This is a genomic window from Coleofasciculus sp. C1-SOL-03, assembly GCF_040220555.1.
GTDB lineage: Bacteria > Cyanobacteriota > Cyanobacteriia > Cyanobacteriales > Coleofasciculaceae > Coleofasciculus.
On record NZ_JAVJUO010000200.1, the window covers coordinates 35284 to 51643 of the forward strand.

Annotated in this window: 9 protein-coding genes; 3 read left to right on the plus strand and 6 right to left on the minus strand. The window is 45.0% G+C overall.

Annotation, left to right across the window (positions count from 1 at the left end; translation table 11 throughout):
• Positions 1 to 634 precede the first annotated feature (634 nt).
• Positions 635 to 3394, minus strand: coding sequence for a CHAT domain-containing protein (locus RIE73_RS30985; protein ID WP_446404822.1), 2760 nt, complete (start codon positions 3392 to 3394; stop codon positions 635 to 637).
• A 542-nt stretch (positions 3395 to 3936) separates the two neighbouring features.
• Here RIE73_RS30985 and RIE73_RS30990 point away from each other — a divergent pair.
• From RIE73_RS30990 to RIE73_RS31000, 3 genes are all read left to right on the plus strand, one after another.
• Positions 3937 to 4824, plus strand: coding sequence for an inositol monophosphatase family protein (locus RIE73_RS30990; RefSeq protein ID WP_446404823.1), 888 nt, complete (start codon positions 3937 to 3939; stop codon positions 4822 to 4824).
• Between the two features lie 164 nt (positions 4825 to 4988).
• Positions 4989 to 6350, plus strand: a complete 1362-nt coding sequence (locus tag RIE73_RS30995) for a D-alanyl-D-alanine carboxypeptidase (protein WP_446404824.1) — start codon at positions 4989 to 4991, stop codon at positions 6348 to 6350.
• Positions 6351 to 6758: 408 nt separating this feature from the next.
• The gene (locus RIE73_RS31000; RefSeq protein ID WP_446404825.1) at positions 6759 to 6971 is read left to right on the plus strand and encodes a hypothetical protein; all 213 of its coding nucleotides are present in this window, start codon (positions 6759 to 6761) and stop codon (positions 6969 to 6971) included.
• 54 nt (positions 6972 to 7025) lie between these two features.
• Here the strand turns inward: RIE73_RS31000 and RIE73_RS31005 are convergent, their stop codons facing one another.
• The 5 genes from RIE73_RS31005 to RIE73_RS31025 form a co-directional block, all read right to left on the minus strand.
• Positions 7026 to 9341 carry a pentapeptide repeat-containing protein gene (locus RIE73_RS31005; protein ID WP_446404826.1) on the minus strand — a complete coding sequence of 772 codons (2316 nt, stop codon included), beginning with the start codon at positions 9339 to 9341 and terminating at the stop codon, positions 7026 to 7028.
• 307 nt (positions 9342 to 9648) lie between these two features.
• A complete protein-coding gene (locus RIE73_RS31010; protein WP_446404827.1) occupies positions 9649 to 11784 on the minus strand; it encodes a pentapeptide repeat-containing protein in 2136 nt (711 codons plus the stop codon).
• Between the two features lie 581 nt (positions 11785 to 12365).
• Entirely contained in the window at positions 12366 to 13013 is a 648-nt protein-coding gene (locus RIE73_RS31015; RefSeq protein WP_446404828.1) for a GTP-binding protein, read from the minus strand.
• Between the two features lie 157 nt (positions 13014 to 13170).
• On the minus strand, positions 13171 to 13725 hold the full coding sequence (locus RIE73_RS31020; RefSeq protein WP_446404829.1) for a protoglobin domain-containing protein: 555 nt from the start codon (positions 13723 to 13725) through the stop codon (positions 13171 to 13173).
• A 469-nt stretch (positions 13726 to 14194) separates the two neighbouring features.
• The gene (locus tag RIE73_RS31025; RefSeq protein ID WP_446404830.1) at positions 14195 to 16237 is read right to left on the minus strand and encodes a tetratricopeptide repeat protein; all 2043 of its coding nucleotides are present in this window, start codon (positions 16235 to 16237) and stop codon (positions 14195 to 14197) included.
• Positions 16238 to 16360 lie beyond the last annotated feature (123 nt).

Below are 16360 nucleotides of genomic sequence, written 5' to 3' on the forward strand. Positions count from 1 at the left end.
GCCTGACTTTTCCTGGGAAGTCTAGAAACCTAAGTCGGGGCGGGTTGAGTTACATCTGGTTGTAACCGAAAAGGATAGTGGTAAAACCCGCCCCTACACAATGGTAGAGTGCGATCGCCTCACTGGATGTATCCTTAATTTGCCTATAGTCCAAGCCAGAAACTTGTCTGATAACATTGTGCGATCGCGTTGTCTTCTATCGCTTTATGCATTATTTTCCAATTTTGTCAAGATAATCAGGATAGGAATTTTGCACCAGAGGGGATGGCATAGTAGCCGTTGTCAACTGTGTGATGGAAAGCCCAAAAAGCGCGTGAAAACCGACACCATTTTTTATATTGTAGGGGCGCACCGACGTGCGCCCATTTTATAGCACTACGCACACACGTTAGGACATAAGTTTATCCCAAAAGGCAACAGGCAACAGGCAACAGTAAAAATGTCCTAACCTGCCTTGGTAAGGCTATAACGGTAAAATCTATTCCACAATTTTAGCTGTGTCAGTCCAGTAGGGTGCTATCTTCGTAGCGTAACGCACCATCTTGGGTTGACACGCCGAAACCCAATAAGATAAGGGCTAAAGCCCTTACTACGAACTACGAACGAACCGCTGCATTAATGATAATGCTTATTCTCATATCTCAGTTTGATTCATGGATGAGGCGGGAGGTGAACCCAATCTGATCCGGTTTTTTTCCAATCGTTGGTTAAATTCAGCCGCAATTTCGGCATCCGGTTGGCTATCTGTACCCCCTGCACCCATTTTACTCAGTTTGTTTTCCATATTCGCTTGAATCGTCGGGCGACTTTCGCACCATTTCTCGATGCGTTGGGCAATATCTTGGGGTGTATCTGTTGGTTGGGCAATCACTTGATCTAGGGATGGCAAATGATCAGAAAATAGGTTGGACGTTTCTAATAAATTAAAGAAAGCGTCTCGAATTTCTTGGGGTGTCGATTCCGAAGGAAATGCCATGGTTCGTCTCCTTGGTTCCGGTGTTGGTGTACATAACGATAACGGTGCGGTTTCGCCAATTAGGGTAAATGCCGCCCAATCAGCGGGAGGAAAGTCTTCTTTTGCCTTGAGTATAGCCTGACGTAATGCTGTAGCTTTATCATCACCTTGGGCTAAATTTTGATAAAATTCTATCATTATTCTTTTGGCAGAATAGGCGCCCATGTCCCACAAGGAAACAATTAGACTGGGAACCCCTGCCAGGATAAAGCAACGGGATAATCCGATGATGCCATCACCCGTGATTTCGCCTTTTCCGGTACTACAAGCACTAAGGACAACGAATTCCGCATTCAGGGTTAAGGAAAGAATTTCTGCTGCATTCAGGGCACCATTATCAGTGTTATCAGGGGCAAGAATAATTGTACCGGGAATCCCAGAGTCGTGGAAATCATCCAGTAATCCATGGGCGGAGATATGGATGAGGGAAGCCGTTTTCATCGGGTTGAGGATTCGGGCTTTTGTTGCCATTTTACCCGTAATGGCTTGGGTTTGCAGTAGGGTGGCGATCGCTTCTGCTGCCTCTTTAGCAGCGGGAATTGGTTTAAGATTATAAGGGGGCTGGGTGAATTGGGCGTCAATGGTGGGATCTCCGACAACCAGGGCGGATTGGTTGACGCGGCTGAGAGATTGTTGGCGCTGATGGGTGAGTTCTAAGATTTCGATAGACGGGGCAGTAAGCAGGGTATGCTGTTCGATGAAGTAGCGATTATTGGCATCTTGCAGCGCTGAGAAGGGGACTAAAAATAAGCCGTAATGCGGGATAATAATTAGAGGAGTATGGGGGTCTGGAGGAAGTAAGTCAGTAATGGGGGAAATGAGAATTTGATAGAGCAGTTGGAGCAAGGGATAACGCCCCTGGGCATCTATGAGTTCGTTGGATTCGCATTGAATTTTTTTGCCCTGTTGATCTCGTTCATCCACCCCAATAGAAACTCGCGCTTTGAGAAAGATGTCGTTTAAATCGTTGAGGGTTTTATGTTGTGCCTGTAAGGGGTTCAAGTTAGCGCGTCGAAACGTGATGTTGCCCGTGGGTGAGATCACCCAACAATAGATATCATCCTCAACAATTGAATATTCAACAATAGTGGCATTTTTTTCTTGTGCAATTTGAACAGCCCGCTTTGATGTTGCTGCGCTTCCCTGATTCGCTATCTCCATTACTTCATCGGGTTTTGAGGATCGTTCTCGCAATAACTCCACAAAAATGCGAGTCCGCCCTTGTTCGGCTATCTCTAAGGCGATATCATAGTTATCTTGTGCCACTAAAACCTGTTGCAGCAGGCGATAGGTATTTACCTGAGTTTCAAACAGTGAGACTTGATGATCACTATTCACTAAACTCGAACGCAAAGTTTCACAAATTTCCAGCGCCGCGCGAAGTTTTTCTTCAGCGTCTACCAATTGATTGGTTTTCAGGAAAACCTTACCGAGATCGTTGAGAGAAAGCCATTCTCCCAAGCGATCGCTGATTTCCTGTGCAGTCGCCAGAGACTGCTGCTGGTAATCGATTGCCCTTGAGTAGTCTCCCAGAGAAAAGTAAGCATTACCCAAATTATGCAGGGAAATCCCTTGCCCATTGCGATCGCCAATTTCCTGTTTGATCCTCAGAGACTGCTGATGATAATCGATTGCCTTGTGGTAGTCTTCCAGGAATTTGTAAGCACTGCCCAAATTCCCCAAGTAACATCCTTCGCCACAGCGATCGCCAATTTCCCTTGCAATCGCCAGAGACTGCTGATAGTACTCGATTGCCTTGTGGTAGTCTCCCTGAGAATAGTAAACATTGCCCAAATTATTCAGGGAAATCCCGACGGCAAAGCGATCGCCGATTTCCTGTCTAATCGCCAGAGACTGCTGATGGCACTCGATTGCCCTTGGGTAGTTTCCCAGAGACTGGTAAGTATTACCCAAATTATTCAGAGAATCACTTTTTCCCTGGCGTGAAGCCAAGCTATCCCCAAGGGAATCGCTAATTGTCTGGAAAATCTCCAGCGACTGCTGATGGTAATCAATCGCTTTTTGGTATTCATCCAGGCAATAGTAAGCCTTGCCCAAGCCATTCAAGGCATTCCCTTCTATAATGCGTGAAGCGAAGCGATCCCCAAAGGAATCGCCAATTTCCTGGGCAATCCCTAGAGACTGCTGATGACACTCGATTGCCTTTTGGTATTCACTCAAGCAATGGTAAGCCTTGCCCAAATAATTCAGGGTATTCCCTTCCCCTTGACGTGCTGTCACACCATCTTCAAGGGAATTAGCGATTTCCTGATAGAGAGTTAAGGCTTGCTGCCAATAGCGTAAAGCGACTTGAAAGTGGCTCTGCTTATATTGTTCAAGTCCTAGGTCTAAGAGTCTATCTGCTTCTGATTGTGCCATACGCCCTCAGCCATTTGTTTTCAGATGGTTCTTTTTTCTCAGTTAATACGCTCCAGACAAGTAGCTTTGGTCTCACTTTAATATGATAGTGATCACTCAATTTATGTAAACTGAATCACATTTATTTAGCTTTATTATCACAAGCTCTCAGAGATATCGATCAAGATTTAGTCAACATTTTTACGTAAAAATAATATTTATACATAAAAAAACATCAAAAGAAAAGATCTGCAAGATTTATGCATACTTGTCCCTGCTGCTCCCATCCCTTACTCCGGCACATTAGCAACCATCGCCTTTACTGGTTCTGTTCACACTGCTGGCAGGAAATGCCCAGCGTTGATACCACTTGCCGTCAACCTGTCCAAGAACTAGAGCGACTATTTCATCTCCAGCCTGTCTCCAGTCAGGGGAAGTTAATCAGTTGTCTGTAGTACATGTTTACTGAGTTTATGCCCACTGGTCGCGGTAATACTGACAACTTATAGCATATTACCGAGAAACATTCAGGGTATAGATCTCCGCCGAGGAGTTCTGGAATTATGGATTACTTACCCATCTGTTCATCAATTGCCGAAAACTTAACCACTTTTTTAGACACAATCCCTTACCAAAATCAGTCAATTCTCCAGGGAAAAGCGAAACAGGAAATTGATCACAAAGCTAGTGAAATTATTGATTCTTGTCTAGCCGACTATCCGATAAACCTTTATCTCCAAGGAGAACATCCAAAGCTCAATCCTCACGCTAACTATTCTATATTTGTCGATCCCATCGACGGGACATCCAACTGGTTACGTCAAGTGGGTGACCCGTCTTTCGTTATGGCGATCGCGGCAAAATCATCTGACGTCACCTTAGGGGATCTCAATTTTGCCTATGTACGAGGATTACGGTCGGGAGACTGCTACTATGGGACTCAGTGTGCTGCCTATTTCCGCAGCGCTCACCGTCAAGACTACACTCAGATTTACTGTCACTCTCAAGTCTCCCTAGAGGATGCGATCGCCTATTTACGTCCCGGCTATCATCGGGCAAAAGAAGCATTGAGCGGCAGTTTCCCCTTATGGTTATGCTGTCGGGATATTCGCTCAGTTGATAATTCAGCCATGGAATTGTGTGAAATCGCCCGAGGCGCTGCAGATTTCATGGTCGAATGTCGTCATGCGTCGGAAAATTATAATTTGCTCGCCTATCCAATTTTAAAATCAGCCGGCGGTTATCTGGTTGATTTTCGCGGCAATTCTCTGGCGTCTCTCAGTCTAGAATCTGAATATATTGTCGATTATGTTGCCTGTGGTTCTGGCTATCTATTACGAGAGATTCTCCATATTATTCAGCGTTGGGAGCAAAATCATGAAAAAACGTTTCGTAACTTCTTAGGGGAAATTGAGCGAGAAAACCAAGTGTGGGGAAGTCAAATTGCTTGATTAGTCATTAGTCATTAGTCATTAGTCATTCATCATTCATCATTTGTCATTTGGTATTGGGTACTGTAGGGGCGCAAGGCTTGCGCCCTATTCCCACATAAGATGAGAAACGCTATAGTACAGTCTAGATTGGGAAATCATAATCCGTAATTCGTATAATTCCAATGCTCAAATCCCTACCCTTAACGACTGCACTATCCCTAACCCTCCTAACCGTTACCGCTGGATGTTCCCCTCAATCTAATCTCTCCCAACCTTCCGCCAACGAAAACGAGATCGATAGTGTCTCAGTCGCTGAAAGTCCAGCAGAAGCGGAATTGGCGCAAAAACCAGCGATTCCCTCACTCGCTTCCCCAGATAATCCCAATCCGGCGATTCAAGCGCAAATAGAGCAATACATGAATGGTTTAGCCGCCAAGGGATTTGCCAAGGAAAATCATGGGATCTGGATTCAGGCGGGAAATACTCTGCTGGCAAATTACCAAGGTACCGTTCCCCTACCTGCGGCTTCTATCACCAAAGTCGCCACCTCCCTGGCTGCATTGCAAACCTTTGGTCCCGATCACCAATTCATCACCCTGATTGGCGCAACAGGTGTCGTGGAAAACGGGGTACTCCAAGGCGACTTAGTGATCCAAGGGGGAGACGATCCATTCTTTGTCTGGGAAGAAGCGATCGCTCTCGGTAATCTCCTGAATCAGATGGGTATTCAGCAGGTAGCGGGGAATTTAATCATCACAGGCAAATTTTACATGAACTTTGAGTTTGATCCATTCAAATCAGGGACACTCCTCAGACAAGGGTTAAATGCTCAACTGTGGACTCCTGAAGCTCAAACTCAGTATCAAACCCTACCCCCAGACACCCCAAAACCTGAAGTGGCGATCGCGGGTTCGGTACAAGTCTCCCCCACCCCTCCTAGCAACGTCCAACCCCTGATTCGTCACTATTCCTTCCCCTTGGCTGAATTGCTCAAAAAAATGAATCAATATAGCAATAATAAAATGGCAGACATGCTCGCCAACTCCGTCGGGGGAGCAAATGTAGTTGCTCAAAAAGCCGCCGCCGCCGCAGGCGTTCCTCAAGCTGAAATTAGTTTAGTCAACGGTTCTGGATTAAGCGATCAAAACAAAATTTCTCCCCGTGCGGCTTCCGGTTTATTTCTCGCCATTGCCCGATATCTTCAACCTTATAATATGAGTCTGGGCGATGTCTTGGCAATTGTCGGACAAGATCAAGGGATTTTAAATGAACGTCCGCTTCCCCCATTTGCTATTGTTAAATCGGGAAGTTTAAATAATGTCAGCGCTTTAGGCGGAGCGTTACCCACGCAGCAACAGGGAATTCTCTGGTTTTCTACAATGAATAGGGGTTACAACTTAGAAGGATTTCGCAGCCAACAAGAAGCACTGCTGCAAAGTTTTATTAGCCAGTGGGGAGGCGTTCAATCATTGCCTGAACCCTTACAACCCAATCCCGAACGAGTCAATAAAACCTCTAGTAATGAAGTCCTCAATCCGGGTTAAGCTGTTTGGCATTTAAACCTTAATGTCAATAATGACGAAATCCTTGCCGTAGTGCGAGCATCTTGCTCGCTACATTAGTCGAAAATATAAACGCGATCGCGTTGCGTGGCTTCAAGCTGATTCCAGAAGGGTTCTGACTTAAACGGGTTCACAATTCCTTTATTTAATCTCCTGATTAATGAGAAAATTCACTCAATTTAGTCGGGTTGTCCTCCACTCAATGTGGTGGGTTACGGCGGATAGTTCATTGAACGGCTATGTGCCATCATTTAGTTCCCGCCTAACCCACCCTACTGGCGTGGCACACCTTATTTGGTGGATTAGAATTGTAGGGGCGCATGGCGTGCGCCCGGTTTAAACGTCAAATCTATTCCACAATTTTAGCTGTGTCACGCCACCTCTTTAACTATGACTTCCCAACAACTTGACAACCGCTCTCAAGGTCTCGAAGCGCGAGTTGCAGCCTTAGAATCAGAGCTAGCCCAGTTGAAAACACTACTTGCTGGTTTGCTTAAGCAGGAAACTCCTTGGTGGGTGAAAGTCGCAGGAAGCTTTGAAAATGATCCCACCTTTGATGAAGCCGTTCGCCTGGGTCAAGAATGGCGGCAGTCTGTTGAGTAGCTTTCCTAGCGCTAGAGTATAAGTGATATACTTTACAACTAAATGGGAGATTCACTAATTGTCCGATTGGTTAGGCAATTTAGGCAATAAGGGATATGGAGGAACAGGATTTCGCCAGACATTGCGATCGCGCGATTTTAACTTGCTCAACTCAACCGTAGCCCCTCGCTGCTCTAATTCTCGCCCCTGAGCCGCAGATAGTCCCGCATTTTGCTTAAATATCGCTCCCTCAACCTTCACACCACTCAGATTGGCATTGAAAAGATTCGCCCCCGTGAGATTTGCCTGTCTCAAATCCGCATTCGTCAAGTTAACATGGCGCAAAAACGTATCACTCAAATCGGCTCCCCTGAGATTTAAATGACTTAAATCAGCACGACTCAAATCAGCACGACTCAGATTTACCCCTTCTAAATTGGCATGACTGAGGCTAGCTCGACGCAATCGCACCTCCTTTAAATTGGCTCCCCTTAACATCGCTTGATTCAATTGTGCATTGTTGAGATTCGCTTGGCTTAAATCGGCTCGAAATAAACTGGCTTCCCTCAGATTCACCTGTTCTAAAATTGCCCCCTCTAAAGTGGCTTGATCCAATTGACTGCGCTGTAAGTCTGCACCGGTTAAATTCGCCTGACTCAGATTCGCCTCCCTCAAATCCACCTCACTTAAATCGCTGTCTTGAAGGCTAGTTTGTCGTAAATCAGCACCCTTGAGATTGGCACCCGTGAGAATCGCCTGATGCAAAGTTCCATGGCTAAGATCCGCCTGTTGCAGGTTGGTATGCCGTAGTTTCGCCCCAACCAAACTGGCACGACGCAGATTAATGTTTTGCAAATTGGAACGACTCAAATTGGCGTCATTCAAATTAGCCCCATTCAGATTTGCACCATTTAAATCAGTAACTGTTAAATCCGCTCCCATGAGTATGGCACTACTTAAATTAGCGCTCCCCAATTTAGCCAGACTCAGATTCGCTTCACTTAGATCCGCACTGCTGAGATTCGCTTCCCGTAAATCCGCCGCACCCAAATCACTATTGCGAATGTCAGCCCCCTTGAGATCACTGCCGCGTAAATCTGCGCCTTTCAATTGGCAAAAAATACGGTATGCCTCCAACTCAGAAACCTGAGATTCGCCATTTTTAATTTTGACGACATCAAATTTCACATTTTCGGTATAAATTGCAAAGACCACATTAAAAATATCTAAGAAATTAATAAACCAGCGACATTCGGACTCCGGATATTTTTCGTAATAGCGAATGAGATTGGCAATACAATTATCTAAATGAGTGCGAACATAATTACACAGTAAAATAACTTTAAGCAAAAGAACGACAATCGTCAGCGGACTGCCTTGGCTGGTAAGGGCAATAAAAAGCGGCGAGGGTTCTTGTCCATTTTCTGTAGTTAGAAATTCCAAAGTGCGCCGACACGTCCGCAGTAATAACTCCATGGTCGTTGTTTCCTCATTGTATGACTCATAGAGCGTCTTGAGTTTTTCGGTCAGTGTCGTTTTGAAAAAATCAATCGACTGGTGAGGACTGGTTGAAAACAGTAAATAGTCGAGTAATTTTTGCTTACAATCTCGATACTTGAGCGTTTTGCTCTGCTGAACAAACAAATCAGCCGCATGAGAATAATTATGCAGGAACTTACGCGATATCAGTTGTTTGAGCAGACGAATAATTCCATTGCCCAGGCGCGTGGGATTCGGGGGCGGTTCTTTTCTAAAGGTTGGCGAATTGCAATGCACGGTGTACATTGCTAGCTCAAACTTAAATTTTTCTTTTAACCGTTTTGCCGTTTTTTTTGCTAACTCCCGCTGTTCAACGGGATTTTGAGAATCTAAATATTGCGGCAACAATAAGTAATAGGCATAACGATGAGTCCAGCCGAGACGCTCGGTACGGTTTAAGGTAAAGACTTTAAGTTCTTGATAGTCCTGACTTTCAATAAAATTAGCAATCCATGTTCTCAAACGATTCAGGGTTTGAGATGCAGTCGATGAGAGTTGCTTCGCCTCAGCCAGGGTTTGAATTAACTCCTCTATCGCGTCTGACCGCCGACTTGCCAACCAATTGTTAACTAAAATATAGCAAGACCGCTTCAGCGTATTTCTAAATTCTTGCTCATTATTTTGCTCAAGTAGTTCGTGCATTGAGTGAGCGACATCTGAATTTTGTGTACACTCACCGGAAAAAAATAATTGCTTAAATTCTTGCAAAACAACTTCTGGAGGGTCATTTTCCACTCGATTGAGTAGGAATTGATAAATAACCTCCTGAGCTTGCTGAATCCGTTGCTGCTTTGATTCTCCATCAGCCGAAGAATCGAATTGCTGATTATCTGGTATGATGCGCCCCTCCATAGTAGGCAAAATCTGAGTTGGCTAATCCGGGTTGTGATTTGTCCCTACTCCTCCATAGCTGCGGCAGTCTCTGCTTCTAGCTTAACCGTTTCCCGAAATTTTCCTGATCAGAAATATTTATTCTAACCAAAATCTGTAGCATCTTGGGGAGATGGGGGAGCGGTGTAGAGACGTAGCATGCTACGTCTGGGAGATGGGGGAGCGGTGTAGAGACGTAGCATGCTACGTCTGGGAGATGGGGGAGAGAATTTACAAATGACAAATGACAAATGACGATCCTCGCCATTAACTTTAATTTTTTCCCATCTCATCCAATAACTGCTCCCTGTTGCTTGAGTTCTCGCTTCATTGGCGCAGAAAGCCCAGAATTATTTCCAAATCGAGTCCCCTTAACCTTCACATCCGTGAGATTTGCATTAAACAGGTTTGCTCCAATAAGATTAGCATGGCTGAGATTTGCCCCAGTTAAATTAACGTGACGTAGCAACGCTTTCCTCATATCACTTCTACTGAGGTTACTATTGCTCAAATTGGTGCGAGTTAAGTCTGTTTTCTGAAGATTGGCATGGCGCAAACTGGCATAACTCAGATCAGCCCGATCTAAGTTAGCAGCACCTAAATTAGCATAGTGGAGCTGAGTCCAATTGAATTGGGCGCCTGTAAGATTGGCATCCCGGAGATCAACACCCTTCAGATTGGCTTTACTGAGATCCGCATGGCTCAGATTAGCATGGCGCAGGTTAGCATTCATTAGATTCGCGGAATCCAAGCTAGCATTACTTAAGTCAGCCCCACTCAAATCGGCTTGCTGGAGATTAGCACGGCGCAGTTTAGCGCCTTTTAATATGGCACAACATAGATTAGCTTGTCGCAGATCAGCACACCGTAAATTGGCTTGGTTGAGACTCGCACCGCTCAAATTAGCATCTTGAAGCATCGCACCGCTTAACTCCGTGCGATCCAGCATCGCGCCACTTAAGTTAGTCTGACTGAGTTTGGCAAGACTCAAGTCGGCTTTGCTCAAATCAGCCCCCGCCAAATCAGCCTTCCGTAAATCGGCTGCCCTCAGATCCATATAACGGATATCTGTTCCTCTTAATTCAGCACTCCGCAGATCCGTGCCTTTGAATTGGGAAAAGACGCGATAGTCATCCAGATCCATCACGTAAACATCTGGCTCATCGTCATTATCACTGAGTTTAACCAGATTATATTGAGTGTCTTCAGTACAAATAGCAAAAACAATCTTGAAAACTTCCAAGAAATTAATCAGCCACTGACAGTCTTTTTCAGTAGAGTCTTCGTAATAGCGAATTAAGTGGGCAATACAAACATCTAGATAGGTCTGGGCATATTTACACAGTAAAATAATTTTGAGGAGAATCACGACTAGGGTTAAAGGGTTGCCACGATTCGTTAACAAAATAAATAGAGTCGAAGGTTCTCGACCATCTTCAGTGGTCAGTACCTCAATCATCCGCCGACATGTGCGTAGGAGCAAGTCAGCACTAATTGGTTTTACATGATGATTTTTATAAAGATCATCTAATCTCGAAAATAAATATTGATCGATAATTTCTGAATAAACGGGGGTGTTAATTAAAAACAACAAATATTTTTTTAAATCCTGTTTAAAGTCTTGGTAAGTCGTATTTTCAACCTGTTGATTTAAATGTTCAGCATAACTCTGGCAATTCACCAATAGTTGCCGAGAGCTTATCTTTTTAATCAGTTGGATGACGTGAGAACCTAGACGAGTTGGATTCGTAACTTTTTGTTCGGGGTTAAAATTAGGAGAATCAGATCGAGCCGTATACATGGCTAGATCGAACTTAAATTTTTTCCGCAGCCGTCTAGACAGATTTTTAGCCGTTTCTCGCTGTTCAATGGGATTGCGAGAGTCAAGATATTGGGGAACCAATAAATAAGATGTATACCGATGACTCCAGTGCTGTTGTTCGGCTTCAGCTTCAGCCGTATAGGGAGCCGAAAATAATTTCAGTTCTTGATAATCGTGGCTATCCACAAAATTAGCAACATAGCCTTTTAGCCGAGTCATGGCTGGGGAGAGAGTTGTCTGCTTCAGCGGAGGATCACCAACTAAGTGAATCAGGTTTTGAATAAAATTATAACTGCGTTTTGAAGACCAGTTATTAATTAAAATATAACAAGATCGTTTTAAGGTATTTCTGAATTCTTGGTTATTTTTGCTGGCAATAATTATATCCAGTGCCGTTTTGACATGAGGTTCACTCGGTTCTTTACCTAATAGAAATAGTTGGCGAAATTCTTGTAATACAGTTTCTGGGGTATTGTGATGAACAATTTTGATCAGAAATTGATAAATACTCTCTTGAGCCTGCTGAATATTGAAGTCAGACCCAGAAATGTCCTCACCTGATAAATTTAATTGTTCGCCTTCTGGTAAGATGCGCCCCATCATGATCTAAAAAAATGTTGACAATAATCTAGCGAAGTGGTGCCGACGGGAGAAGAGCAACTGCGATCGCATACGTCAGCTAACCCTTGCTAAGGCAAGTCTACCCTTTATCATCTGAAGGGGTGACAAGCTCGCGTCAAAGGTAAGCAGGGTGTGGGGTGTGGGGTATGGGGTGTGGGGTGTGGGGCTTCTCGGTAAGGAACACAAAAGCCCATAACAGGAGATAGGGTAAGGAGCGAGCGCTCTTTCTGGCGAGCCAACGCCGTCAACTGGAAGGACTTCAGGGTCAAAATGAATAAACAATAGAGTTTTTGGTGACTCCCTTTTTAAAGTTCAATTTTTCCCTACACCCTACCCCCTACACCCTACACCCAGTAGTACCTTCAAGTCCCTTGTCACCCCCTCAGCTTTATCATACCTCAGTCTAGTTCCCTGGGAAGTCACCCAAAAGCGGCTATCCCTCTCCCCGTCTTAGCTGGAGTCGTCGGGATAGTCGTTTGGCATCGTCTTTACCGTTGACGGTTCAGATCAGATTCTTCGCTGCGCTCAAAATGACAGGTTAAAACGTAACTGGGGATCAAATCTTATCGCCCCGATGAAAACTTTTGCTTGGGCCACTGATAGTTCGTTCTCGACTTCAGGGGTTCAGATTGACGACGGCTGCCTAGATTTCCCAGAGCAGCATTCCCTTTGCCCTTACTACTTTGTAACAACTGGTGAGCCATTAACACCATTAAAGCTTCAAACACCGATGTTTTTTCATTAGGATTTAAGGTGACAATCGGCGGTCGGTTCTTATCATTCATAAAGCCGAGAGCAAAGGCAACATGCTCTTGTCCCAAAGCACCCGGTAAATCCATACAGGTTAGACCGATCATCATCGGAATTTGCACGCGGCTGTTCATAAACGAGAGAATTTCGCGAGCATCGTTAAAAGAGCTAGAACGATTAGCTGCCACCAGTAAAATATAGGCATGAGCGCGACGAATCAACAAATCCCACATAAAATCAAAGCGCGATTGACCGGGAGTCCCATAAACTTGTAACTCCATATCCCGACCTAAAATGCGCGTCCCGAAATCGAAAGCAACCGTTGTGCGTTTTTTCATTAACGTTGTGTTATCCGTTGCTTTGCGTTCTGTGTCAATGACTGTTGTTTGACTAAAGGTTCGTACAAACGTTGATTTTCCAGCACCCACAGTTCCAGTTACGACAATACGCATTGTTTCCATTAGAGTTTTCTCCGCAGTATTTCACCTAAATTTATGAATGTCAGAGTCCTTCGGCGAGTAATCTCTTTACAGTTGACCCCTGTCAAATTGTATAAAATTACCCGAAGTTGCACTACACCCGAAATTAATTCGCTAACGTTTCGTGTTATCTCGCCACTTAGATAGAACTAGCTCCAGCGGCAATGAGTCGCTTAAATAAACGTTCAGTCCAGCCTGTTTCTTGAAGTACGGCGGCTGAACTGACTTCAATGTAGGCTTGCTCAATGAAGGCTAAATCGATCATGCAAATTCGACTGAGGGCTTCTTGCAGTTCAGTCGGTTTGTCATTAGCTTGGAGTCGTTCGTCTATCTCTCGGATTACCGTTGCCATCGCCGGAACAACATGTTGAGGTCCGATGCCAATTCGTACATGTACTAAGCCAATCCGCCAACGACGTTCAGCATAGTCATTTCCCCAGCCATCCATACCTGTAAACATTTCGTAAAACCACTGAACAAAGGTTTCCCGGAGCCGATGGATGCGATCGGGTGTGGTATTTAAAATTGCATTCATGTCTGGATCACTGCCCAAGTAGGCGTAGAACTGTTCGGCTACCTCGGGTGCAATTTCTTTTCCCCAATCAGCATGGGATTTCAATAGGGATTTATCGGTTTCAGTGAAATGAATCCGAGATTCCATTTTTTGCAAAAAATCATAAGCGTTCAGGGTCATATTTTTCTCTGGTCTAGATTTTAAGAGAAAGCCTCAAAATAGAGTCTTCTCTAGTTTTAGCAATTTTCCTAGAGTATTGTCTGCTTGTTTTATGATAAAAGTACGAATATTTGCAATTAGACGAAGACGGAAGCCAAAGGGCAGACGGTTTATGATTGGCACATATAGCGCTACGCGGGGAGGGAATAGGCAATAGGCTTTCTGGCAATAGTGAAGACAAAAGCTTAGCTGACAAGGGATTGAGCGATTTGAATTTTTCTGGATATGTCCTAACCTTAGTGCGTAGTGCGATAAGTACCTGGACAGAATTTCTGTCCGCTGTACTAAGAAATGTTAAATAGTCGGACAAAAGAAAACAGCACGCCCACGCTTGTTTTGTAAACAAGCCTCAAACCCTTACTGTTCCCTGTTCCTTCCTGTTCCCTAATTTCAACCGTTAACGTCCATTGTGCTTGCCGACTTCGATGGTTCATCCCCTTAGCAAAACGATAGATACAATTAAACTAATCACGAGAATAAATGCACTCCCCCAATACAGAATCAGACGCTGAGACTGAGGCGTTTGAGCGGGAGAATAGGTTTCAACGCTTTGTCCTTGAATCGACTTTAACCATTCAGCGACTCGTTGAAACTTGGGTAAGTTTGGGTGAAGCTTGGTCAGCGACTCTTGCCATAATCGAACCGCTGGTATTGGCTGATTATCGCGAGCATAGTAAATGCCCATATTGGCTAATGTCTGACCTTCTCGGTTGCGATCGCCTAATTCCTTGAAAATGGATAGACTCTGCTGATAGCAATCGATCGCGTTTTGGTTCTGCTGTTGCTGAAAGTACACATTCCCCAGATTATTCAACGTCTTTGCCATTCCGGGGCGATCGCTCAACTCCTTAAAAATACCCAGACTCTGCTGATAACATTGATTTGCCTTCTCCCATTGACCCGCTAAGGAATACACATTCCCCAAGTTAATCAGCGTCTGCGCCTCTTTCGCCCGATCGCCTAATTCTCGGCTGGCTGCCAAAGCCAATCCATGAGTGCGTTCCCAGTCTTTCCAATACCCATGAGTATTAAAGAAGTTGACCAAATTCTGAGCCAGGGACACCACCACATCCCATACCTCCGCTTGATGCGCCCACTCCACCGACGCCAGTATATTAGGTCGCTCAATTTCAAACCAGTATAGAGCCATCAACAGCGAATGACGCTCGGTAGACCATTCATCTTTATCCTTATCCTTCTTATCCTTAACCAAGGATTGGACAAACTGACGACGAGTTTCTGGATTAATTGCTAAATCCACAATTAGAGCCTTTTCCAAATACCAGCAACTCAGCCGCAATCGAGCCGCTTGTCGGACATCAGCAGCTTCCTCCTGTGCTAGCTGTCCCCGGACAAACAAGCGCACCACATCATGGAAACGGTAGCGCCCTGGAGTCACTGGCGTGACCAGCTGCCATGCCACTAAGGTATCAAAGGATTGCTGGGCAATTATCGGATCAACCTCTAACAACCTGGGTGCAACATCAGCCGTAAAATTGACACCGACTAAAAGTCCCAGTAAACGGAACAAACGTGCCGAGGGTTCATCCAGTGACTGATAACTCAGCACCAGGCTGGGGCGCACCGACAAATCACTCAGCTGCATTTTTGCCAGTCGCTGTTTTTCATGCTTCAGCTTGCTGGCATAATCCGCCAGTTTCCAGTCGGGGAATTGGCGCAGAAACCCGCCTATAATTCTTAGCGCCAACGGCAGATAATTGCACTGAGCCATAATCTGTTGAGTAGCGTCTGGTTCAGCCGCGATCGCATCTGCACCAATAAAATTTTCCAACAGCGATCGCGCCTCGGGTTCGCTCATCACTGGTAACTTAACAATCGTCGCTTCCTCCAACCCCTTAATCTGGCGGCGAGTCGTCATTAACACCGCACAAGTGGAACATTGGGGTAGCAAAGGACGAATCTGAAACTCATCGCGGGCGTTGTCCAGGATAATTAAGACTCGTTTCCCGGCAATCACAGAATGATACAGTTGAGAACGTTCACTCAAACTTTGAGGCATTGACCGATCCTCGACCCCCCAAATCCGCAGAAACCCGGCGAGTACGTCTAAGGGGTCGAGAGGTTGCCCTTCACTGCCACGCAGGTTGACATACAGTTGAGCATCGGGAAACTCAGATTGTAACTGATAAGCCGCTTGCACCGCTAAAACCGATTTGCCCACACCTGCGACACCTGTAACAATTGCGATCGGTGTCTGGAATTCTTGACCGGATGTTGCCCGTCTTAGCACACTGGTGATACATTCGAGTTCCTCTTGGCGACCCGTAAAATCAGCCAGTTGCAGGGGTAACTGATAGATCGAAGTAGGCTGAATCAAACTTTCTTGATAAATCTGCTTGGCGTGACTGGGTTCAACTGTCACCGCATCTTGCACTAGACCATGAAAGTGTAGTTCATACCTTGATTTATTTCCACTCATGAATTGCTCCAATGGTTTATCGCTAAACATCATGACTACTCTGGCTTAGTTACCCCGAATATAAGCGGCGTATGGATTTATTTTTACGGGGAATATAGACTGATAACGGTCTGTTTGAATGAACCGTATTTTACGCTGATAAAAACATAGACAATC